Genomic DNA, 21888 nt, shown 5'->3' with positions numbered 1-21888 from the left:
GACCAACCGTCGCGGGTCTAGGAAACGCTTCATGACCAACGAATTGACCAAGGGCTATCACCGCTTCCGCCAGAATCGGTGGCCGTCCGAACGCGCCGAATACGAAGCCCTGGCCGCCAACGGTCAGAAGCCGCACACTTTGGTCGTGGCCTGCTCCGACAGCCGCGCCGATCCGGCCCTGATCTTCGACACCGCGCCGGGCGAGCTGTTCGTCGTGCGCAACGTCGCCAATCTGGTCCCCCCCTATCAGCCCGACGGCAAGCTGCACGGCGTCTCGGCGGCGCTGGAGTTCGGCGTCAATGTGCTGAAGGTCAAACACGTCGTCGTCATGGGCCACGCCTCATGCGGCGGGGTGAACGCCATGCTGAACGGCGCGCCCGCCAACTGTCAGGACTTCGTCGCCCCCTGGGTCGAACAAGCCGCCCCGAGCGTGCGCCGCGCGGTCGAGGCCCTGCCCGCCGAACAGGTCGAGTGCGCCGCCGAGGAGGCCGTCGTGCGCCTGTCGCTGGACAACCTGCGCACCTTCCCCTGGATCGCGGAGAAGGAGGCGGCGGGCGAGCTCAAGCTCAGCGGCCTGCATTTCGGCATCGCCCTGGGCATCCTGTCCAAGCTGACGGGACCGGGACGGTTCGAGCGGCTGGACTAAGCGGCGCCCACGCCTCTGGCCTCGCCACTGGCCGCGAACCGTGGCACACCCGGCGCGTTGCAACGGAAGACGTCATGGCCCCTGCCTACAAAGCCATCCCCAACATCCTAACCAGCCTGCGCCTGGCGGCGGGGATCGTCATGTTCCTGCTGCTGGCGGGGGCGACCAGCGGTTTCCCCTTCGTCTCGGCCTGGCTGAGCCCTGACGATCAGTTCGCCATGTACCGCACGGGGTTCTGGATCTTCGTCATCGCCGCCTCCACCGACTGGGTCGACGGCTGGCTGGCCCGCCGCTGGAAGGCGGAGACGCGCTGGGGCGCCATCCTGGATCCGATCGCCGACAAGATCCTGGTCACCGGCGCCGTGCTGGGCGTGCTGACCTCAGGCTCGGTGCAGCAGATCATCATTCCCTGCGGCCTGATCCTGTTCCGCGAATTCGCCGTCTCGGCCCTGCGCGAGACGATGGCGGGGCGCATCAACCTGCCCGTCACCCTGGCCGCCAAGTGGAAGACGACCCTGCAGATGGTCGCCCTGGGTTGCCAGCTGTTCGCCCGCAACTGGGACGGCTGGGGTCTGCCGTTCGACTATCTGCCCGCCTTCCAGCTGTTCTCCGACGCCCTGATCTGGCTGGCCGCCCTCGTCACCCTGTGGACCGGCTGGCAGTATTTCAGCGCCGCCCAGAAGCAAATGCGGGACCTCTGATTCCTTCTCGGACAATCTGAAAATGAAGAAGGCGCTGGGGTAACCCAGCGCCTTTTCCATGACCACGAAGGTCAGGTCGCGGTCCGACAGGCCGAAAGTGGTTTCGTCGAAAGGAAAAGGCCGAGTCTCGCCGGTCAGGACGTAACCCCGGCGCTCGTACCAGGCGATCAGCTCAGACCGCTGGCGGATGACCGTCATCTCCATGCGCGACGCGCCGAATCGGGCGACAGCTTCGGCTTCTGCAGCTTCGATCAGAAGGCGGCCGAAGCCGCCAGCCTGGCGCGCCGGATCGACCGTCAGCAGGCCGAGATAGGCCAGACCCTCGCCCTGATCCGCCACCTGGACGCAGCCGGTCAGGGCGCCCTCGACCTCAGCCAGCAGGATGACCCGCGACGCATCGGTCAAGATATCGCGCAGTTCCGCCTCATCCGTGCGCTGGCCGCCCAGCAGGTCGGCTTCATGGGTCCAGCCGGCCTTGGCGCTATCGCCGCGATAGGCGCTCTCAATCAGGCGGTGCAGCGCCGGAACATCGTCCGGCGCGGCGGGACGGAAGCTCGCTTCGCTCACTGGACGCCCAGCTCCCGGATCAGGTGATCCATGCCGTAGACGTCGCGCAGGGCCGTGGTCACGGCCTGGGTGGTGACGATGACGCTGCGGTTGACGTTGCGATCATAGCCATAGGCGTTGCGCTGGGTCAGGACAGTGGAGTCGAAGTTGGCGCCGATGATCTCGCCCTTGGCGTTGACGGCGGGCGAGCCCGACGAGCCGCCGATGGTGTCGGACGACACCGCCATGTTCATCACCGCGTTCGGGTCGATGCGGTCCTTGGCGGCCAGCAGCTTGGGCGCAACGTTGAATGGTTCAGCGCCCGTCGCACGGTCCCACAGGCCGGCGAAGGTGGTGAAGGCGCCGATACGCTGGCCCGGAACGTCGGTGCCTTCGACCCGGCCGTAGGTCAGGCGCAGGGTGCCGGTGGCGTCCGGATAGACGGCGTCGCCAAAGGCGGCGAAGCGGGCGGCGGCCAGTTGCTCGGACGCGCGATCAGTCGGGGCCTTGACCTTGTTGTCCCACTCGGTGCGAACAGCGCGAGCATCGGCGTCGATGGCCAGGACATACTGGATCAGCGGATCGGTCGAGGCCTGAACGGCGGGCAGGCCGCCTTCCCACAGGGCGCGGCGCACGGCGGGATCGGCCAGCTTCGTGCCTTCGATCAGGCGCGCCGACAGGGCCTCGGGGCTGTCCTTGCCCAGCAGGGTGCGGGCGTAGGGGCTGTCGACAGTCAGCCATTCACGGGTCTTGGACAGCCACCACTCCAGACGGATCTGCTCCAGTTCGGGATAGGTCGGGCGCTCGGCGAACAGGCCGGACTGTACGCCCGGCAGGCGGCTGTCGGCGAACTCGGGCAGGCGCTGATCGGACGGCTTGGCGCGCTCCTGCGCCCCGCGCACGATGGCCCGCGCCCACTGGAACAGCGGCGAACCGCCCGCGACCGCAGTGGTGCCCATGCCCGTGCCGCCTTCCAGCAGAGCCATCGGCGCGTAGAGTTCGCGAGCAATCGGCTGAACTTCAGCGAGGGCGGCCCAGGGATCGCCGACCTCGGCCGACAGGGCCTCGTTCTCGGCGACGCGACGGTGGAAGACCGTTTCCTGACCGGCCAACTGATCCATGAAGGCCGGGTCGATCAGGGCCGCCATGCGGCCCCGCCCGCGCTTGTAGGTGTTTTCGACGCCGACGATGGGGTCCATGGCGATGAAGGCCTGCTCCTCGCCTTCCTCGGCATAGCGGATCAGACGACCGCGCAGCTCCGAGGCGATCAGCTGGTCCAGCGGCAGGACCACGTCGCGGATGGTCATCAGCTGAGCCTGGGTCAGCAGGCGCTGGGTCGAGCCGGGGTTGCCGGTGACGAAGACGGGCTCGCCCTCGGTCGGCCTGTTCGGGTTCCAGGTGAAGTGGGTCGGGGTCGCGGCGGGCTTGCCGTCCTCATAGAGGCGGATGAAGGCCGCATCGATGGCGAAGCGCGGGAAGGAGAAGTTGTCCAGATCGCCGCCGAAGGTCGCCGCGCGATCCTCCGGCGCCCAGGCCAGGCGCACGTCGGAGTATTTGCGGAACTTGTAGAGCTTGAACTGACCGCCGCGATACAGGCTGACGACCTGGCAGCGGATCTTGGGGTCATCGCCGCAGTTTTCGGTCTCGATGCGACCGGCCTCGGCCTCGCGCGCCTGAGTGTAGGCCTGACCGTCCAGACCCTCGCCCGCCTTCTGCACGCGCTCGGTGACGTCGGAGATGTCGGTCAGGATCTCGGCCGAACCGCCGGGGCATTTCAGCTCTTCCTCACGGCTCTTCGGCGTGAAGCCGGTCTCGGCGTATTGTAGCTGGGGCGTGGACAGGTTGGCGACGCAGGTGGCGACGCAATGGTTGTTGGTCATCACCAGCCCCTCAGCCGAGATGACGCCCGCCGAGCAACCGCCGAACTTCACCGAGGACTGGCGGACGCGATCCAACCAGGCCTGGTCAATGCTCGTGCCCAGGGTCTGATTGGCGCGGGCGATGGGGAAGTTGTCGTAGGTCCACATCCCCTCCTCCGCCTTGGCCGAAGAAGCGGCGGCGAAGGCCAGGACGGCGGCCGAGGCGAAGAGTATCGGGGTGTAGGTGGTGCGCATGAGACATCCTCGACGTCGCGGCTCGGCTGTCGCCGAGGCCCTGTTTCAGCCCCCTGGAAACCGAGGCCGTCTTGCGGTCAGTCTGAACAGAACCTGGACGGAAACCGCAACCCCTGGCGGACGCATTCACAGCGCGCGTTCGCGGGTCTAGATTCGGCGAATGACGAAACGGGACGGGATTGACGCCATGTCTGACGACTTCCCCCAGGGCGTGGTGCACGTCGCCGGCAAAGACATGCAGGCGCGGCTGTCCTCCGACGCCGAGATCCTGGCCCTGTGGCGCGGGCTGACGCCGCTGGGCCGCAATGAATTCATCTGCTGGGTCGAAGACGCCAAACAGGCCGCCACCCGCGAGAAACGGATCGAGCGCGCGGTCGAGGAACTGCGCGAGGGCAAGCGACGGCCCTGCTGCTGGGCCGGGTGCATCCACCGCACAGACAAGACGCCCAGTCGCTGGCAGCAGGCGGTGCTCGTCGAAAAGAGCCGCGGCAAGCCGCAGTAGCCCTGAGCGGACAAAGAAAAAGGGGACTCCCGACGGCGCCCCCCAATCCCGGACCTAAATCCGACAGGCTTAGCGACGCACGCCCAGTTCGCGCAGCAGGCGCGGCTGGTTGTAGACGGTGCGCAGGGCCTCGGTGACGGCGGCGGTCGAGACCGACACCGTGCGGTTCAGCTCGCCGTCGTAGCCGAACGAGCCGCCCAGCGAGTGGATGTTGCCGTCGAAGGCGGCGCCGATCACTTCACCCTTGGCGTTGATCACCGGCGAGCCGGAGTTGCCGCCGATGATGTCGTTGGTCGAGACGAAGTCGTAGACGACGTCCTTGTTGATCCGGTCCTGCGCCGCCACGAAACGCTCGGAGGCGTTGAACGGCTCGGCGCCGGTGGCGCGCCCATACAGGCCGCCCATGTGGGTGAAGGACGGCACGGTGACGCCGCGATAGGTCCAGCCCTTCACCTGGCCGTAGGACAGGCGCAAGGAGAAGGTCGCGTCGGGGTAGAGGTTGTCGCCATAGACGGCGAAGCGAGCCTGGGCGACCTTTTCGGCGGCGCGGGCGGTCGGGGCGTTGACCCCGGCGTCCCACTGGGTGCGGATCGCTTGCGCCGCATTGTCGTTGGCCAGGACGAAGGCGATCATCGGGTCGCCCGAGGCGGCCAGCTGCTCCGGCGTCATGGCCAGGGCCTCGGCGCGGAAGGCCGGGTCGATGAGGCGGCTCTGCACCAGGCGAGCGGCGATGACTTCCGGGCTTTCGGCGCCCAGCATGGTCTTCACGTCAGCGCTGTCGACCGTCAGATATTCGCGGGTCTTCAGCATCCAGTGCGACAGCTGGATCTCTTCGACGCCGACCGGGATCGGCGCTTCCGAGGCCAGGCGACGGCCCAGGGCGGCGATGTCGCTGTCGGCGTAGCCGGCGCGGCGTTCAGCCGCCGGCTTGGCGCGCTCCTTCGACGCGCGGACGATCGACCGGGCATAGGAGTAGAGGGTCGAGCCGCCGCCCGCGTTCGCCTCAAGCTGGCGGTAAGGCAGATAGAGATCGCGGGCCGTGACCTGCACCTTCTCCAGATCGCCCCACGGGTCGCCGATGCGCTCAGCCACGGCCGGGTCGGCGGCGACGCGTTGACGCAGTTCGGCCTCTTCCTGGCGCTTCTTGCCCATGAAGGTTGGGTCCGTCAGGGCGCCCTGCTGGCCGTAATAGACCTTGAAGCTGTTCTCCAGGCCGAAGATCGGGTCCAGGGCGACGCGCTTCTCTTCCTCGCCGGTCGTCGAATATTCGACCAGACGGCCGCGCAGTTCGGCGCTCTGGATCAGGGTGATCGGGATCTGCTGGTCGCGCAGACGCTCCAATTGGCTGATCGTCAGCAGGCGCGAGGTCGAACCGGGGTTGCCCGCCACGAAGGTGACTTCGCCGTCGACCGGGGCGTTGGGGTTCCACTTCAGGTGGTTCGGGCTGGAGACCGGCTTGCCGTCCTCATAGGCGCGCAGGAAGGCGGCATCGAGGGCGTAGCGCGGGAAGTTGAAGTTGTCCGGGTCGCCGCCGAAGAAGGCCGCCTGGAACTCTGGCGCGAAGGCCAGACGCACGTCTTCGTACTTGCGGAACTGATAGAGGGCGTATTTGCCGCCGCGGTAGAAGCTGATGACCTGGCAGGTCAGCTTGCGGTCGTCGCCGCAGGCTTCCTTCTGGATCGCATCGATCTCGGCCGAGCGGGCGGCGACGAAGGCCGCGCCTTCCAGGCCCGAACCGGCGCCCAGGACGCGCTCGGTCACGTCGGTGATGTCAGTCAGGACTTCGGCCGTCTGGCCGGGGCAGGTCTTCTCTTCCTCGCGCGTGGCGGGCATCCAGCCGTTCTTGACGTAATCGTTCTGGGCCGTGGACAGGTCCTGAACGCAGGAGATGACGCAGTGGTGGTTGGTCAGGATCAGGCCTTCGCCCGACACGAATGACGCCGAGCAGCCCTGCAGACGCACGGCGGCGTTGCGCACGCGATCCAGCCACGACTGGTCGATGCGGGTGCCGTACGTGTCGTTCACCGTCTGGATCGGGAAGTTGTCGAAGGTCCACATGCCCTCGTCGGCGCGCGCGGCCGAAGCAGGGGCGTTGATCACCACTGCGGCCATGCCGAGGGCGGCCAGGGAAGCCGTGAACGAAAGAGTGCGACGAAGCGACATGGGCGTCTCCGAATAGGCGGGACACCACGCCACGCCTTGCTGTTGCGCGTCACTAGCCTTGCCAGGGCCGCTTCCTCAACCCCCGTAACAAATCCGGCTGCGCCAGCCTTACCCCGATTTAACTTGGCCCCAGGCCGGGGCGCGGTCAGATAACAGCGCAAGTCAGGGGAATAGATACGCGTCATGTCGCTCGCGCTGTCCACGCTGCTCTTTGAGTGGCGCCGCTATATGGCCGCCGTCATGGCGCTGGCCCTTTCGGGTCTGCTCGTGCTGGCCATGACCGGAGTTTTCATCGGCATCGGCAAGGGCTTCACCGCCCAGATCGAACGCTCGAGCGCCGATATCATGATCCTTCAGCCGGGCGCCAAGAGCCTGATCAATGGACCGTCCGGCGTGCCACGCCGCTTCATCCCCCTAGCCTACAACCATCCCGAGGTGGTCGAGGTCCAGCCTCTGGACGGCGCCGGCGGCACCTTCCAGTCGGTCAAGGAGGTCGACCCGACCCGCAGCCAGGCCGACAACGCCAAACAAGGCGCCCCGCGCCTGAAATTCGTCCAGTCCAGCATCATCGACACCACGCCCGGCTCTGTCACCATTCCGACCGATTATTCGCAGGAACTGGTCGACGCCCTGCGCCAGCCCTTTACCGTCGCAGTCGATGAAACGGCCTTGACGCCGCTGGGCGTCAAGCTGGGCGACAAGGCCCTGTACAATGGTCAGACCGTCACGGTCGTCGGCGTCACCCGCGGCTATCCCAACATGATGCAGCCCGGCGTGGTCATGTCGCGCGACACCCTGCGCATGCTGGGTCAGGCCGACACCGGCCCGCGCGTCGGCCCCCTGATGATCAAGATCAAGGATCCGGCCCGCGCCCCTATCGTGGTCGCCCAGCTGAACGCCATGGGCAACGGCCAGTGGAAGGCCTGGACCCGTCAGGACCTGGCCGACGCCAACGCCGGCGCCATGTTCGAGGAAGGCATCCTGGTCATCATCATCGGCGGTTGCGTGGTGCTGGGGATCATCATCGGCGTAGCCATCACCTGGCAGACCCTGCGCGGGGCCATCATGGCCAACATCAAGGAGTTCGCCTCTCTGCGCGCCCTGGGCGTCGGCATGGGATCCCTGCGCCGCATCGTCATGGAGCTGAGCTTCTGGGTCGGCGTGGTCGGCGTGGCCGCCGCCATCGGCCTGACCTGGCTGCTGTCCCTGTTCGCCATGTCCAAGGCGGTCATCATCGCCCTGCCCTTGCCGCTGCTGATCGTGGTGGGCGGCGGACTGATCGCCATCGCCATGGTGTCCGGCCTGCTGTCGATGGGCATCCTGAAGAAGAGCCAACCTGCGGATCTGCTGCGATGAACACTATGGCTTTTGGGCACACGAAAGTGCACGGCAAGCATGGCGAATTCGCCATCGAGGCCAAGGGACTGGTCAAGCGGTTCAAGTCCGGCAAGAACTACGTCGAAGTTCTGAAGGGCGTGAACTTCGACGCCCGGCACGGCGACCTGACCATGGTCATGGGGCCGTCGGGCTCGGGCAAATCGACGCTGATCGCGGCGCTATCCGGGCTGCTGCGTCCCGAGGAAGGCCGCGTCGACGCCCTGGACGTGGACGACATGTGGAAGCTGTCGTCAGGCCGGATCGACAAGTTCCGCCTGGATCACTGCGGCTTCATCTTCCAGGGCTTCAACCTGTTCCCGGCGCTCAGCGCCCTGCAGCAGGTGACGACGGTTCTGAAGTTCCAGGGACTGACGCCCGATCAGGCGAAGAAACGCGCCACCCTCGCGCTGGAGGAAGTCGGCCTCGGCCATCGTCTGCATCAACGCCCGGCGGCTCTGTCCGGCGGTGAGAAGCAGCGCGTCGCCATCGCCCGCGCCCTGGCCAAGGATCCGCAGATCCTGTTCGCCGACGAGCCGACCTCGGCGCTGGACGGCGAAAACGGCCAGGTGGTCATTCGCCTGCTGCGACGCGCCGCCACCGAACACGGCGCCGCCGTCATCTGCGTGACGCACGACCCGCGCCTGGAAGCCTGGGCTGACCGCGTCATCCACATCGAAGATGGCGTGATCATCGACGATCAGCGCCGCACCCCCAATCCCGACGCCGTCCTGGCCTCGCACTGACACCGATCCTTTGAGGACTCACATGCCCGCATTTCTGAAAAACAAATGGCTCTGGATCGGCCTGGCGCTGCTGGTCGTTCTGATCATCGCCTTCAGCATGTTCCAGCAAGCCGGAGCCGCGAAGAAGGCCGAACTGGCCCAAGCCGCCGAGAAGAAGGTCGAAAGCCCCTACTCCGCCATCGCCAACGGCAAGGTCGATATCGAGGGCGGCATCATCCAGATCGCAGCCCGTCGCGGCGGCGTGGTGCGCGAAGTCCTGGTGCAGGAAGGCGACCGCGTCACCTCCGGCCAGATCCTGGCGCGCCAGGAGGACGACGAGCCGCGCCTGGCGTTGCAAACCGCCGCCGCAAACCTGTCGGAAGCCGAAAGCCAGCTGCGTTTGATCAACGTCGATATCGCCACGGCCCAGCGCGAATACGATCGCCTGCAGAAGCTGGTCTCGACCAACTTCGTCGCCGCCCAGCGCCTGGATCAGGCCCGCGACGCCATTGCGCAGGCTCAGGCCCGCCTCGGCTCGCAGCAGTCGGCCGTTCAGACCGCTCGCGCCCGCCGCGACGAGGCCGCCTATAATGTCGAGATGACCGTCATCCGCGCCCCGGCGGACGGCCGCATCGTGCGCCGCTACGCCAACCCCGGCGCCGGCGCCTCGACCCTGAACGTGTCGAACATGTTCGACCTGGAGCCCGACGCCCCGCGCATCGCCCGCGCCGAAATCGTCGAGGCCGACATTCCGAACATCACGCCCGATCAGGCCGTCGAGATCACCCCGGAAGGCGATCCGTCGAAGGTGTATGTCGGCAAGGTGCTGCGCCGCGCCGCCGTCTTCGGCGCCCGCAAGCTGGCCTCGGACGACCCCTCGCAGCGCACCGACGAGCGCGTGGTCGAGGTGGTGGTCGCCGTCAACGACGCGCCGCTGCTGATCGGCCAGCGCGTTCTGGTCAAGTTCATGAAGCCGGGCGAGACGGCCGGCGCCAAGCGCGACACCAACGTCGCCGGCGTGCCCGCCACCCGCTCGATGCAGACCCCGGCTCGCCGCTAAGCTGGAAACGCCATCGCAAATGGAAAGGGGCGCCGCGAGGCGCCCTTTTTTATTGGCGGGTTTCTCGGGACCGAAAGGGTCAGTTCCCCGTGAACGCCCCCGGCCGCTTCTCCAGCACCGCCGTCACGCCCTCGATATGGTCGTCGGTCAGGTGGGCCAGGGCCTGCATGGCGGCGGACAGCTCCAGCATCTGATCGAAATTCATGTCACGGCCCTGGCGCAGCAGGCTCTTGGCCATGCGTAGGGCCTGGGGCGGTTGGGCCGCGATCTGGCCGGCTGTCTCCATCGCCTCGTCCATCAGCGTCTCATGCGGGACGACGCGGTTGACCAGCCCCCATTTCTCGGCCGTCTCGGCGTCGATGGAACGGGCGGTGAACAACAGTTCGGCGGCGCGGTTGTAACCGATGTTGCGCGGCAACAGCCACGAACCCCCGTCGCCGGGAATGATGCCCAGCTTCATGAAGGGCACGCCGAAGCTGGCGCGATCCGAGGCGATGCGGATGTCGCCGAGCCCGGCGATGTCGCAGCCCAGCCCCATGGCCGGGCCGTTGACGGCGCTGACCAGCGGAACCTCCAGCCCGTAGAGGGCGCGCACGATGCGGTGGACGACACGACGATAGCGTTCGCGGATGGCGGCGCCGGAGCCTTCGAACAGGTCGCGGCGGTCCTTCATCGCCTTCAGGTCGCCGCCCGCCGAAAAGGCGCGCCCGGCCCCCGTCATCACTACGCAGCGAATCGACGGGTCGGCGTTGACGGCGTCGCAAGCGGCGGCGAAGGCCTCGCCGTCCTCCAGGTCCGGCAGGGCGTTCAGACGGTCGGGCCGATCCAGGGTCCAGACCATGACCGCGCCTTTGCGCTCTTCGACGATCAGACCCATGCCGCGCTTCCTCTTCACCAATGAAGCCTCGGGTGTCGGCCACCGAGCGGCGCGATGGCAAGGGCGGAATTGAAAAACCCCGGTCGTTCTGACCGGGGCTTCTGGTTGGATCATCCAGTCTCGCGACTACGCGCGCGGCCGTTTGATCGTTATGGGCACGAAGTTGGACGGATGGCTGACCACGCGGTCGCCTGCGCCGTTCATCTGCTTCGTATTCACCAGCATCCCGCCGAATAGGGCGAAGGACAGCATGGCGTGCTGGAGATTGCGCTCTTTGTTTTCGTTCATTTTTGGCGTCTCCTTTCGCTGAACGATGAAAGAAGACACGTCGTGCTTATTGGGACTCTCACCCTGTCAGTCGTTTCGCGTCGACGATGAAGATAGCGAAGCTGTGGAAAAAGTCAAGAATTATAGTCCGTTCTCGGACGCAATGTAGCGATAGCGTCACGAATCATGCCCGAAGCCTCCGCCCCTCGCCCGCCCCGACCTGTCGCCAGTCCGTGCGTCATGGTCTGCACCGTCGACGGCGCGTCGGGCCTGTGCCTGGGCTGTTTCCGCACGCTTCAGGAAATCGCGACCTGGAGCCGGATGACGGACGAGGCCCGCGCCGCTGTCATGATCGACCTGCCGGGCCGCAAGGGGCGGATCGATCCCCGCCTGCTGGGCGAATGAAGGCCGTCTTGCGAAGGGCGGGCTTCGTCAACCTTTCGTTCGCCACGTCGCTTCACCGCATGGGAAGACCAAGGCGGCATAGTCCGTCTCATGATCCGCTTTGACCCGCGCTCCGCTGTTGTTTTCGCCGCCGCCCTGGCGTCGGCGTCAGCGTGCATCGGCGCCCTGATGTGGTGGGAAGGCCCGGCTCAAGCCTACGCCGCCGTCGCCCTGAAGGAAGCGCCGTCGGTGACGCGTGCAGCCGACGGCCACTATTGGGCCGAAGCGACGGTCGAGGGGCGGCCCATGCGGATGCTGGTCGACACCGGCGCCAGCGTGGTGACGCTGAGCCGCGCCGACGCCGAACGGCTGGGCGTGCGGCTGAAACCGCATGACTTCAACCAGACGCTGAACACCGCCTCGGGCCAGGTGCCCGCTGCGCGGGTGCTGCTGACCTCCCTGTCGGTGGCGGGCGTGGAGATGACCTCGGTCGAGGCCCTGGTGGTCGATCGCGACATGCCCGCGGCCCTGCTGGGCATGAGCTTCCTGGGCCGACTGTCGGCCTTCGAGGCGCGGCCCGACGGCCTGATCCTCAGGGGCTGAACGCGCCTCAGCCGCGCCGGCCGAAGGGCACGACCTTATTGTCTCGGTCATGGCCGATGTCAGCGCCGCCCAGATAGGGTATCCCCGACCGCACGCACCAGTACCGCACGATCTCCTCCGCCGTCTGGCCGAAATCGGGATCATTGACGGTGACGTCCGACACCCGGCCCAGACGGATGCCCGCAACGCGGCGGATCGAGGCCTGGCCGGTCAGGTGGAACACCATCCGATCGACGCGATAGAGGGCCTCGGACACCTCTTCCAGCATCAGGACGTGGCCGGTCAGGTCCGGCTCGATCGCCGTACCGACCAGTTCGTTGAGGATGGTCAGGTTGAAGCCGACGGCGGGCCGGGCGTCGGTCAGCAGGGACGGCTCCAGCGAGGCCGCATCGCCGCTTCGCAGCCAGTTCACCGCCCGCAGGCCCGTGGCGTCATGACGCGATCCGTCCGAGGCCATCGGCCCGTGCGCGACGTGGGGGAAGCCCGCGCGGTAGAGCGCCGCCAGCAGGCTGCCCGCGTCGGAGTAGCCGAGATAGCGCTTGGCGTAGGCGTGAGCGTTCAGTTCGGGGATCACCGCCTCGGCGATGCGGCAGGCGCCGTAACCGCCGCGCGCGAACCAGACGGCGTCGATGTCGGGGTCATTGGCCGTCTCGACGAAAGCGCGGGCGCGGGTGGCGTCGTCGCCGCCGAAGTGGCCGTGGACCTCATGCAGGGCCGGATGCAGCACCAGTTCGACCGCGCCGTCCGGCCAGGTCGCCGCTGCCCAGGCCCGGATCGCCTCGCCCCGCGCGGGGTCCAGGCGGGAGCTGGCGTTGACGACGCCGATTCGGAACGGTCTGGTCTGCATGGACGGGGTGGCCTCGGGCGTCTTGCGTGCTAGTCAGATCAGACATTCCCCGGTTTCCCGCATTGAAATCAAGCCGATGAACAAAGACTACTTCTTCTGCGGCGTCGGCGGCTCCGGCATGCTGCCCCTGGCGATGATCGTTCAGGCGCAAGGCGGCCGCATCGCCGGCTCCGACCGCGCCCTGGATCAGGGCCGCACGCCCGAGAAGTTCGACTGGTTGCGCGCCCACAGCGTGACCCTGCACCCGCAGGACGGTTCGGGCGTGGTCAGCAAGGATCAGGTGGTCGTCGCCACCGGCGCGGTCGAGGATACGGTGCCCGACATCGGCGCAGCCAAGCGCGTCGGCGCCCTCATCAAGACCCGGCCTCAGTTGCTGAGCGAACTGTTCAACGCGGCTCCGACCTCGATCGGCGTGGCGGGCACCAGCGGCAAGTCCACCATCACCGGCATGATCGCCTGGATTCTGGATCAGGCCGCGCGTGAGCCGACCGTGGTCAACGGCGCCGTGATGAAGAACTTCGCCGACGCCGACCACCCCTTCGCCAGCGCCCTGGTCGGCGGACCGGACCTGTTCGTCGCCGAGGTGGACGAGTCGGACGGCTCCATCGCCCGCTACGACCCGACGGTGGCCGTGGTCTCCAACATCTCGCTGGACCACAAGTCGATGGAGGAGCTGCGCGACCTGTTCGGCGGCTTCGTCGGCCGGGCGATGACGGCGGTGCTGAACCTCGACAATCCCGAGACGGCGGCGCTGGCCCAGACCCTGGCGCCCGGCAAAGCGACCACCTTCGCGCTGGGCGAGGAAGAGGCCGACCTGTCGGCGCATGACCTGCAACCGCTGCCGACCGGCATGACGTTTGAACTGCGCGTGCGCGGCGAGGCGGCGCGGGCGGCGAGACTGAACGTGCCGGGCGCGCACAACGTCGCCAATGCGCTGGCGGCGCTGGGCGCCGTGAAGGCGCTGGGCGTGGACATGGATCAGGCCGTCGCGGCGCTGGAGACGTTCAGCGGCATCCGGCGGCGGCTGGAGGTGGTCGGGGCGCAGGGCGGGGTCACCGTCATCGACGACTTCGCCCACAACCCGGACAAGATCGCCGCCACCCTGAAGACCCTGCACGCCTTTGACGGGCGGCTGCTGATCCTGTTCCAGCCGCACGGCTTTGGCCCGCTGAAGCTGATGAAGCACGAGTTCGTCGAAGGATTCGCCGGGCTGATGCGGCCGGACGACGTGCTGCTGATGCCCGAGCCGGTCTATTACGGCGGCACCACCGATCGCAGCGTCGGCTCGGAGGACATCGCAGCGGGCGTGCGCGCGGCGGGCCGCCAGGCGCAGGCGCTGGAGACGCGCGCCGACTGCGGCGACCGTATCGTCGAGATCGCTCGACCTGGCGACCGGGTGGTGGTGATGGGCGCGCGCGACGACAGCCTGTCGACCTTCGCGGCCGAGCTGCTGGCGCGGCTCTGAATAATCCGCACTCGGATTATCTGTCAGATTAGCCTTGCAAAACATTCACTTCCGGCAAATCGCCTGTTAAGCGCCCTGGCCTAACCCTGCTCTCGCAAAACGCAGGGGACGGCTGGAATGGCCAGGATCGGAGACTTCGTGGACGCCTCGGCGCCCATGGCGCCGGACGCGCCGGGGGCCGACGCCCTGGCCCGTTTCGAGGCCGAACCCGAGACCCTGGTCATCGCCGTGGCCGACGCCGACGGGCGGCCCGTCGGCCTGATCGAGCGCAACGCCTTCACCCTGAAGCTGGCGGCCGAGTTCGGCCGCGCCCTTTACGCCCGACGCCCAGTCTCGGCCCTGATGGACCCCGACCCCATGATGGTGGAGGCCGACGCCTCGGCCGACGTGCTGTTCCAGTCAATGGATGCGGCCGGGCTGGGCGCCCTGCTGAAGGGGTTCATCGTCGTCTCGCGCGGCCGCTATGTCGGGGTCGGCGCCGGGCTGCATGTCCTTCAGGCCGGGGTGGCGATCCACAAGCGCCGCGCCGAGGCCATGGCCGAGCTGGCCCAGAACCTGGTCCGCGCCGAGGCCGAGGCCCGCGCTTCCAGCCGGGCCAAGTCCGAATTCCTGGCCGTCATGAGCCATGAGATCCGCACGCCCCTGAACGGCGTGCTGGGGGTGGCCGCCCTGATGGAACGTCAGCTGACGCAGGAAGACCTGCGCCCCCACGTCCGCACCATCCTGGACTCTGGAAACAGCCTGCTGCGCCTGCTGACCGATGCGCTGGACATGTCGCGGGCCGAGGCTGGGATGCTGACGCTGGAGCCCGCCCCGCTGGACCTTCAGGTGGTGACGACGGACCTGTCGGCCCTCTGGAACCCCCGCGCCGAGGAGAAGGCGCTGAACCTGCGCGTCCATGGCGATTTGCGCGCCGCACGCTGGATCGTCGGCGACGAGATGCGGTTGAAGCAGTTGCTGAACAATCTGATCGGCAACGCCCTGAAGTTCACGGAAGGAGGCGCCGTCGAGGTCCGCCTGGATACGGCGTTGGAGGACGGACAGGTGCGCCTGTCCGCCACGGTCGACGACAGCGGCCCCGGCGTCAGCGAAGACGCCGCGCGCGCCATCTTCGAGCCATTCAACACCGGCGAGGCGGGCCGCCAGGGCGCGGGCGCGGGGCTGGGCTTGGCCATCTGCCGCCAGATCATCGACCGCATGGACGGCCGCCTGAGCGTCGAGCGTTCGCCGCAAGGCGGGGCGCGCTTCCGCTTCGACCTGCGTCTGCCCCTGGCCGAAGCGGACGGACGCCGCGATGACGGCGCCATGGCCGACCCGACCGCCCATGCGACCCTGCATGTGCTGGTGGTGGACGACAACGCCGCCAACCGCTTCGTGGCGGGCAAGGTGCTGGAGCTATTCGGCTGCACCCATGAAACGGCCGAAAACGGCCGGCAGGCGGTGGAGCACGCAATGGCGGGCCGCTTCGACCTGATCCTGATGGATGTGAAGATGCCGGTGATGGACGGGGTCGCCGCCACCCGCGCCATCCGCGCCCTGCCCGGCTCGGTCGCCGCCCTGCCGATCCTGGCTCTGACCGCCAACGCCGACCCGCGCGACGAGGCCGATTATCTGGCGGCGGGCATGGACGGGGTGGCGCAAAAGCCGATCCAGCCCGAAGCCCTGCTGAACGCCATCCGCCTGGTCCTGTCGCGCGAACAGGCCGCTCAAGCCGCCTGATCGGGTCCGACGCCGACAGTCGCGGTTGCAAGTCATTTGCATTTCATGGCAAGGCCGTCGGCGTGACCGACGCCGCAGCCTCTTCTGCAAAGCCCCCCGCCCGTCCGAAGGCCAAGGCCGCACGGCCGCCCGCGCGCGCCTTCTGGCTGAGGCAACTACAAAGCTGGCACTGGATTTCAGCGGCGGTCAGCATGGTCGGCCTGCTGCTGTTCGCCGTGACCGGGATCACCCTGAACCACGCGGCCCAGATTCCCGCCGAGCCGGTCGTGCGCGAACAGACCGCCGTCCTGCCCGCCCCCCTGCTGGCGCGGCTGAACGACTTTCCGCAAGAGACGACCGATCCCGCGCCCGACGCCGTGGCGCGTTGGGCCGACGAGGCCTTCGACGTCCGCATCGCCGGGAAGCCGACCGAGACCACGGCCGAGGAAATCTATGTCGCCCTGCCCATGCCCGGCGGGGACGGCTGGCTGACCATCGACCGGGCGACGGGCGAGGCGCTGCATGAGAAGACCACGCGCGGCTGGATCGCCTGGCTGAACGATCTGCACAAGGGCCGCAACACCGGCCGGGCCTGGTTCTGGTTCATCGACGTCTTCGCCGTCGCCTGCGTCGTCTTCACCCTGACGGGGCTGGGCCTGTTGTGGCTGCACGCCTGGCGGCGGCCCTCGACCTGGCCGCTGGTCGGGCTGGGGCTGCTGATTCCCGCCGTGCTCGCCCTGTTCTTCATTCATTGAGGAGCCGCTTCATGCGCTCGCTTCCCCTCATTCTGACGACAGCGAGCCTGACGGCGGCGGCCGCGCCCGCTCTGGCCGCCGATCTGTCGGTGTCGATCGAACTGCCGCGCATCAACAGCGCCGCCTATCATCGTCCCTATGTCGCCGTCTGGATCGAGAAGCCTGACCAGAGCGCAGTGCAGACCGTGGCCGTCTGGTATCACCCCGGCAGCCGCAACAGTCAGGGCGACGGCACCGACTGGCTGCGGGATCTGCGCGCCTGGTGGCGCAAGGGCGGCCGGGCGATGGCCATGCCCGCCGACGGAATCTCCGGCCCGACCAAGGCCCCCGGCCGTCATGCCTTCACCGTGCCTGGCGCGCGCCTGCGGAACCTGCCCGCCGGGCAGTACACGCTGGTCGTCGAGGCCGCGCGCGAGATGGGCGGGCGCGAGTCCGTGCGCGTGCCCTTCCGCTGGGGCGCGGCCAATACGGCCGCCGGGACGGGGTCGTCCGAACTACGCGCAGTGCGTGTCGCCGTGACCCGCTGAACGATCCCGGTCATAAGGGGGGCTTCGTCCTCTCAGCCAGACCGTTGCGCGTCCCATGAAACGTTCCGCCTCCACCCCGTCGCCGATCCTCATCGGAAGTGCGGACGACAGCCGACGCGACGACCGCGTCCTGATTCCGCCGATGACCGGCGCGCCCGAACGACCGCCCAGCGATCTGATCTGGTCGCTGACGGGCGAGACCATGGGCACGACCTGGTCGGTGCGCCTGGTCCCGCCGCCGGGCGCCGCCCAGGGCGATTTCGCGGCGGCGATCGAGGAAGAACTGGCCCGCGTCGTCGCCGTCTTCAGCCCGTGGGAGATCGACAGCGAGATCAGCCGCTTTAACGCCGCCCCGGCCGGAACCTGGGCCCTGTCGGACGACTTCTGGACCCTGCTGACCCAGGCGCTGGACCTGGCCGACGACGTCAACGGCGCGGTCGATCCCAGCCTGGGCGCCCTGGTCGACCTGTGGGGCTTCGGCCCGCCGGGGCCGCGCTCGGTCCTGCTGCCCCTGCCATCCGACGAAGAGGTCGAGGCGGCGCGCGCCGTCTCGGGCTGGCAGAAGCTGCGGCTGAACCGCGAGGCTCAGGCGGCGATCCAGATCGGAGGCATGAAGCTGGATTTCTCGGGCATCGCCAAGGGTCATGCGGTCGACCGCGTCTCGGACCGGCTGAGCGCTCTGGGCGCGACCTCGCACCTGGTCGAGATCGGCGGCGAACTGAAGGGCCGCGGCGTCAAGCCCGACGCCCAGCCCTGGTGGGTCGAGATCGAGGCGGTCCCCGGCTCGCCCGCCCCGCGCACAGTGGCGGCCCTGTTCGATCTAGCCATGGCGACCTCGGGCGACGGGCGGCGCGCCTTCACCCATGAGGGGCGGCTCTATTCGCACACCCTGGACGGTGCGACGGGGCGGCCGGTCGACAACGGCCTGGCCCAGGTCACGGTCTTCGACGCCTCGGCCATGCGCGCCGACGCCCTTGCCACGGCGCTGACCGTGCTGGGGCCGATCGAGGGGCCTGAACTGGCCGAGGCCCTGGGCCTGGCCGCCCATTTCACGGCACGCACGTCCGATGGCCTGACCGAACGCATGACCCGCGCCTTCGCCGCCATGCTGGACGACGCCTGAGGGAGCGTCAGACCTCCGACCAGCGCCGCAGCAGGTTGTGATAGACGCCGGTCAGCTCGATCACCGCCGCATCCTTAGGCCCCTTGTCCAGGTTGACGCGCTGGATCGCCACGTCGAGGCGGAACAGATTCTCGCGGTCGGCGTCGTCCCGGATCAGGCTCTGCAGCCACATGAAGCTGGAGACGCGCGCGCCGCGCGTGACCGGCGTCACCCGGTGCAGGCTCTTGGACGGATAGAGGACCAGATCGCCCGCCGGCAGCTTGACCGACTGGGCGCCGTACATCTCCTCGATGACCAGCTCGCCGCCGTCATAGTCCTCAGGCTCGGACAGGAAGAGGGTGGCCGACAGGTCGCTGCGGATGCGATGCCCGTCCCGCTGGCGGATGGCGTTGTCGACGTGGGTCCCGAACTCGCCGCCGCCCTCATAACGGTTGAACAGGGGCGGGAAGATCGTGTGCGGCAGGGCCGCCGAAACGAACATCGGATTGGCGTTCAGCGCCTGGACCACCAGGGCCGACACCTCGCGCGCCTGGCCGCTGTCCTCGGGCAGTTGCTGATTGCGCTTGGCCGTCGCCGACTGATGGCCCGAGGTCATGTTTCCGTCGGCCCAGGGCCCAGCGTCCAAGGTCTGGCGCAGGGCCTTCACCTCGGCCTTGGTGAAGACTTCGGGGATGTGCAGCAGCATGGCTTTCTCACCGTCTGGAAACGCATCGGCCCCGCCGCTCCAGTGAACGACGGGGCCGACATGATGACGCGAAACGCGGCCTCTTAGTAGCGGACGTTCAGCGTCAGGATGGCCTGGCGCGCCGGGGCGACATCGGCGTGGTGCACGCCGTTGGTGCGGATGATGTATTCCTCATCCCCGGCGTTCTGGACGTTCAGCTGCAGCGAGGCGCGGTCGCTGATGTCGTAGGAGGCGAACAGGTCGACGCGGGTGTATTCCGGCGCATAGACGCGGTTTGCGCCGCCGCCGGCCCCGCCCTGGTTCCCGCCCCAAGACTTGGAGACGTAGTAGACGCCGCCGCCCAGGCTGAGCTTGGGCATGAGACGGTAGGTGGTGAACAGGCTGGCGCTGTGCTCCGGCGTATTGGCCAGTTGCGCGCCCTTGTTGACCGCGCCGTTGACCAGTTCGGAATCCATCCAGGTGTAGCCGCCGAAGACCTGCCACTTGTCGGTGACGTTGCCCGACACGCCCAGCTCCAGGCCCTGGACCTTGGCTTCGCCGACCTGCTCATAGTCCGAGCCGGAGATCAGGATGGCCGCGTTCTTGCGCGTCAGGTGGAACAAGGCGCCGCTGAGCGCCAGACGATCGCCAAACAGATTGGCCTTGGCGCCGATCTCGAAGTTTTCGGTCTCTTCCGGGTCCAGCACGACATTGCCCAGATCGCCCGGTCCCGTCCCCGTGCCGCCGTTCTGGTCGCCGGCCGAAATGGTCGGCGGCGTCGAGGCCGTGGAATAGGAGGCGTAGATGCTGCTGTTCGCCGTCGGCTTGTAGACTAGGCCGACCTGGTAGTTGACGAAGTCCCAGCCGCTGCTGACCGGCTTGTAGACCGGCGCCGAAACCGTGCCCGACGCATTGACAGCATCGACCGAATAATCGTCCCAGCGCAGACCCAGGTTCACGATCAGCTTGTCGCTGAGATGAATGGCGTCGAAGGCGTAGACCCCCAAGGAATCCGTGTCCGTCGTGCTGACCAGACCGCGCGTGATCGTGCCCGTCCACGGGTCGTTCGGGTTGGGCGCATAGACCTGGGTGCAATCCAGGCCCGTCAGCGGCGCTGGGCAGGCCGTGCCGGTCAGGGTCGTGACCGTATAGGAGGCGTTGCGGTTCTTCTCGCGCGACAGCTCCAGGCCGACGTCGAAGTCATGCTTGATCGAGCCGGTCAGGAAGGAGCCGTGCAGATCGGTGACGTTGGCCAGGGTCTCGGCCGGATTCCAGCGCGACTTCAGGCCCCGCTTCATCCACCAGACGCCATTGATCTGCTGCGCCGCGCCGCCGTCGCCGGGGTTGGTGACGACATAGTCGTTCAGCGTCTGCGAGTAGCGGGTGACGTTGCGCAGGGCCAGGTTGTCGCTGAAGCGGTGCTCGACCTCCAGCGTCAGGCTGTCGACCGTATTGTTCAGATAGTCGCGCGCCTTCAGGCCGTAGAAGCTGTCATAGGGCACGTCCAGAATGCCCGAAGCGTCCGGGCGCGGCGCGTTCGCCCCGCCCCGCTTGGTGTAGAGCGGGATGCCGTAGTCAGGCATCTGGTTGCTGTCGAGGTGGTAGTAGCTGGCCGTCAGCGTCGTCGGCGTGCCCAGGCCCACGGCGACCGCAGCCCCGACGCCCCACTTGTCGAAGTCGACGCCGTTGCGACCCGGCACATCGCCCTGCGAAGCCATGACGTTCAGGCGCATGGCGGCCGTCGGACCGACCTGCCAGTTGGCGTCCACCGTGCCGCGCAGATAGTCATCCGTACCGACCCCGGCCGAGCCGTTGACGAAGTTGGTCAGGCGCGGCGACTTGGAGCCCAGATTGATGCTGCCGCCGCCCGAGCCGCGACCCGAATAGACGGAATCGGCGCCCTTGATGACTTCGACCTGCTCCAGGTTGAAGACCTCGCGCTGCTGGCCGCCGGTGTCGCGGATGCCGTCGACGAAGATGTTGTTGCCCGAAGCCTGGCCCCGGATGAAGGGGCGGTGGGCCAGGGGCTGGCCGCCTTCGCCCGCGCCGAAGGTGATGCCCGGCGAGGTGCGTAGAATGTCCTGCAGCGAGGTGGCGGCGGTCTGTTCGATGATCTGCTGCGGGATCACCGTCACGGTGCGCGGCGTATCGACCAGAGGCGTGACGAACTGCGGATCCTTCGGCTCGCGCTTCACGCGATGGCCGTTCACATCGACCGTGCCCAGATTGGTGGCGTCCTGGCTGATCACGCCGTCCGCAGGCGCAGCCTCGTCAGCCGCCGCAGCCACGGCGGGCGCGGCGCACAGCATCCCGACGGCGCTGGACGCGAACAGGAGCGCCTTGAGGGCGGCGGAGCGAGTGTCGGAGCGGGCGTCGGACATGGGGGGAGGAACCGGTCAATGAATGAGACCGGCTCGCATTAGCACCATTTCAGGGTGCGACAATCTGACTCCTGCGACTAAATCGCACTTGCGGATCAGGTGTCACACGCAGGTCACACCTGGGGCTTGGCGACCGCCTTGATCGACACCGCAGGGTCGGCCAGCAGGGCGTCGTCCACCGGCGTCGCCTTGCCGATCAGCATCCGCCCGCCCATGAAGTCGGCGGGGGCGTTGACCGCCTCGACCGATACGATCTGCTCGCCGCTGAGGTGGAAGACGGAGAAGGCCCCGCTGGCCGGATCGCCGCGCAGCAGCTGGCGGTCGGCGTCGAAGGGGACGCCCGCGATCTGTAGCTTGACGTCATACTGGTCGGACCAGAACCACGGCACCTCCGGCGCCGGGGCCGCGCGGCCGACGATGGCCGAGGCCGCCTGCTTGGCCTGCTCCAGCGCGTTGGGCACGCTCT

Annotated in this window: 21 protein-coding genes and 1 pseudogene; 13 read left to right on the top strand and 9 right to left on the bottom strand. The window is 67.8% G+C overall.

Annotated features, from left to right (window positions below):
• The first annotated feature begins 31 nt into the window (after window positions 1–31).
• Both FM111_RS01610 and pgsA read left to right on the top strand, forming a co-directional pair.
• Window positions 32–646, top strand: coding sequence for a carbonic anhydrase (locus FM111_RS01610; RefSeq protein ID WP_087138988.1), 615 nt, complete (start codon window positions 32–34; stop codon window positions 644–646).
• Window positions 647–720: 74 nt separating this feature from the next.
• Complete coding sequence (gene pgsA, locus FM111_RS01605) at window positions 721–1347, top strand: CDP-diacylglycerol--glycerol-3-phosphate 3-phosphatidyltransferase (protein ID WP_087138987.1); 627 nt, start codon at window positions 721–723, stop codon at window positions 1345–1347.
• A gap of 45 nt (window positions 1348–1392) precedes the next feature.
• On the opposite strand, the pseudogene FM111_RS01600 reads toward pgsA, so the two are convergent.
• Window positions 1393–1914, bottom strand: a pseudogene (locus FM111_RS01600) (GNAT family N-acetyltransferase); the annotation flags it as partial.
• A complete protein-coding gene (locus FM111_RS01595) occupies window positions 1911–4007 on the bottom strand; it encodes a S46 family peptidase (RefSeq protein ID WP_087138986.1) in 2097 nt (698 codons plus the stop codon). The gene FM111_RS01595 and the pseudogene FM111_RS01600, both read right to left, overlap by 4 nt.
• A gap of 187 nt (window positions 4008–4194) precedes the next feature.
• Between FM111_RS01595 and FM111_RS01590 the strand changes: the two genes are divergently transcribed.
• Window positions 4195–4509 (top strand): YdeI/OmpD-associated family protein, encoded by a 315-nt coding sequence (locus FM111_RS01590; protein ID WP_087138985.1) that lies wholly within the window; start codon window positions 4195–4197, stop codon window positions 4507–4509.
• A 69-nt stretch (window positions 4510–4578) separates the two neighbouring features.
• Here the strand turns inward: FM111_RS01590 and FM111_RS01585 are convergent, their stop codons facing one another.
• A complete protein-coding gene (locus tag FM111_RS01585; protein WP_087138984.1) occupies window positions 4579–6672 on the bottom strand; it encodes a S46 family peptidase in 2094 nt (697 codons plus the stop codon).
• A gap of 183 nt (window positions 6673–6855) precedes the next feature.
• Here FM111_RS01585 and FM111_RS01580 point away from each other — a divergent pair, with 183 nt between their 5' ends.
• From FM111_RS01580 to FM111_RS01570, 3 genes are read left to right on the top strand one after another with little or no spacing between them, the layout of a single operon-like run.
• Window positions 6856–8028 (top strand): ABC transporter permease, encoded by a 1173-nt coding sequence (locus FM111_RS01580; protein ID WP_087138983.1) that lies wholly within the window; start codon window positions 6856–6858, stop codon window positions 8026–8028.
• On the top strand, window positions 8025–8792 hold the full coding sequence (locus FM111_RS01575) for an ABC transporter ATP-binding protein (RefSeq protein WP_373407949.1): 768 nt from the start codon (window positions 8025–8027) through the stop codon (window positions 8790–8792). Before FM111_RS01580 ends, FM111_RS01575 begins: the two co-directional genes overlap by 4 nt.
• A gap of 22 nt (window positions 8793–8814) precedes the next feature.
• A complete protein-coding gene (locus tag FM111_RS01570) occupies window positions 8815–9831 on the top strand; it encodes an HlyD family secretion protein (RefSeq protein WP_087138981.1) in 1017 nt (338 codons plus the stop codon).
• Between the two features lie 79 nt (window positions 9832–9910).
• Here FM111_RS01570 and FM111_RS01565 read toward each other — a convergent pair whose 3' ends face one another.
• A complete protein-coding gene (locus FM111_RS01565; protein WP_087138980.1) occupies window positions 9911–10708 on the bottom strand; it encodes a crotonase/enoyl-CoA hydratase family protein in 798 nt (265 codons plus the stop codon).
• A gap of 126 nt (window positions 10709–10834) precedes the next feature.
• Window positions 10835–10996, bottom strand: coding sequence for a hypothetical protein (locus FM111_RS16305; protein ID WP_162938831.1), 162 nt, complete (start codon window positions 10994–10996; stop codon window positions 10835–10837).
• Between the two features lie 165 nt (window positions 10997–11161).
• Here FM111_RS16305 and FM111_RS01560 point away from each other — a divergent pair, with 165 nt between their 5' ends.
• Both FM111_RS01560 and FM111_RS01555 read left to right on the top strand, forming a co-directional pair.
• Window positions 11162–11380: a DUF1289 domain-containing protein gene (locus tag FM111_RS01560; RefSeq protein ID WP_087138979.1), complete on the top strand. Its 219-nt coding sequence runs from the start codon at window positions 11162–11164 to the stop codon at window positions 11378–11380.
• A gap of 90 nt (window positions 11381–11470) precedes the next feature.
• Complete coding sequence (locus FM111_RS01555) at window positions 11471–11962, top strand: retropepsin-like aspartic protease family protein (RefSeq protein WP_003166129.1); 492 nt, start codon at window positions 11471–11473, stop codon at window positions 11960–11962.
• A gap of 7 nt (window positions 11963–11969) precedes the next feature.
• On the opposite strand, the gene FM111_RS01550 is transcribed toward FM111_RS01555, so the two are convergent.
• Complete coding sequence (locus tag FM111_RS01550) at window positions 11970–12809, bottom strand: LD-carboxypeptidase (protein ID WP_087138978.1); 840 nt, start codon at window positions 12807–12809, stop codon at window positions 11970–11972.
• 76 nt (window positions 12810–12885) lie between these two features.
• Between FM111_RS01550 and FM111_RS01545 the strand changes: the two genes are divergently transcribed.
• The 5 genes from FM111_RS01545 (at window position 12886) to FM111_RS01525 (ending at window position 18377) form a co-directional block, all read left to right on the top strand.
• Entirely contained in the window at window positions 12886–14274 is a 1389-nt protein-coding gene (locus FM111_RS01545) for a UDP-N-acetylmuramate--L-alanine ligase (protein WP_087138998.1), read from the top strand.
• 117 nt (window positions 14275–14391) lie between these two features.
• Window positions 14392–15993 (top strand): ATP-binding protein, encoded by a 1602-nt coding sequence (locus FM111_RS01540; protein ID WP_087138977.1) that lies wholly within the window; start codon window positions 14392–14394, stop codon window positions 15991–15993.
• A gap of 62 nt (window positions 15994–16055) precedes the next feature.
• Window positions 16056–16727, top strand: a complete 672-nt coding sequence (locus FM111_RS01535) for a PepSY-associated TM helix domain-containing protein (protein WP_087138976.1) — start codon at window positions 16056–16058, stop codon at window positions 16725–16727.
• Window positions 16728–16738: 11 nt separating this feature from the next.
• A complete protein-coding gene (locus tag FM111_RS01530) occupies window positions 16739–17254 on the top strand; it encodes a DUF2271 domain-containing protein (protein ID WP_087138975.1) in 516 nt (171 codons plus the stop codon).
• 55 nt (window positions 17255–17309) lie between these two features.
• A complete protein-coding gene (locus tag FM111_RS01525) occupies window positions 17310–18377 on the top strand; it encodes an FAD:protein FMN transferase (protein ID WP_087138974.1) in 1068 nt (355 codons plus the stop codon).
• Between the two features lie 7 nt (window positions 18378–18384).
• On the opposite strand, the gene FM111_RS01520 is transcribed toward FM111_RS01525, so the two are convergent.
• From FM111_RS01520 to FM111_RS01510, 3 genes are all read right to left on the bottom strand, one after another.
• Window positions 18385–19062, bottom strand: a complete 678-nt coding sequence (locus FM111_RS01520; RefSeq protein ID WP_087138973.1) for a Fe2+-dependent dioxygenase — start codon at window positions 19060–19062, stop codon at window positions 18385–18387.
• An 83-nt stretch (window positions 19063–19145) separates the two neighbouring features.
• On the bottom strand, window positions 19146–21422 hold the full coding sequence (locus tag FM111_RS01515) for a TonB-dependent receptor (RefSeq protein WP_087138972.1): 2277 nt from the start codon (window positions 21420–21422) through the stop codon (window positions 19146–19148).
• Between the two features lie 113 nt (window positions 21423–21535).
• Window positions 21536–21888: oxidoreductase C-terminal domain-containing protein (locus FM111_RS01510; protein ID WP_306299131.1), on the bottom strand; the 353-nt coding region annotated here is incomplete at its 5' end.

It is taken from the genome of Brevundimonas diminuta 3F5N, from assembly GCF_900163625.1.
Classification (GTDB): domain Bacteria; phylum Pseudomonadota; class Alphaproteobacteria; order Caulobacterales; family Caulobacteraceae; genus Brevundimonas; species Brevundimonas diminuta_A.
Note: the sequence above shows the minus strand (reverse complement) of the source record. Positions and strands in the feature narration are given on the sequence as shown.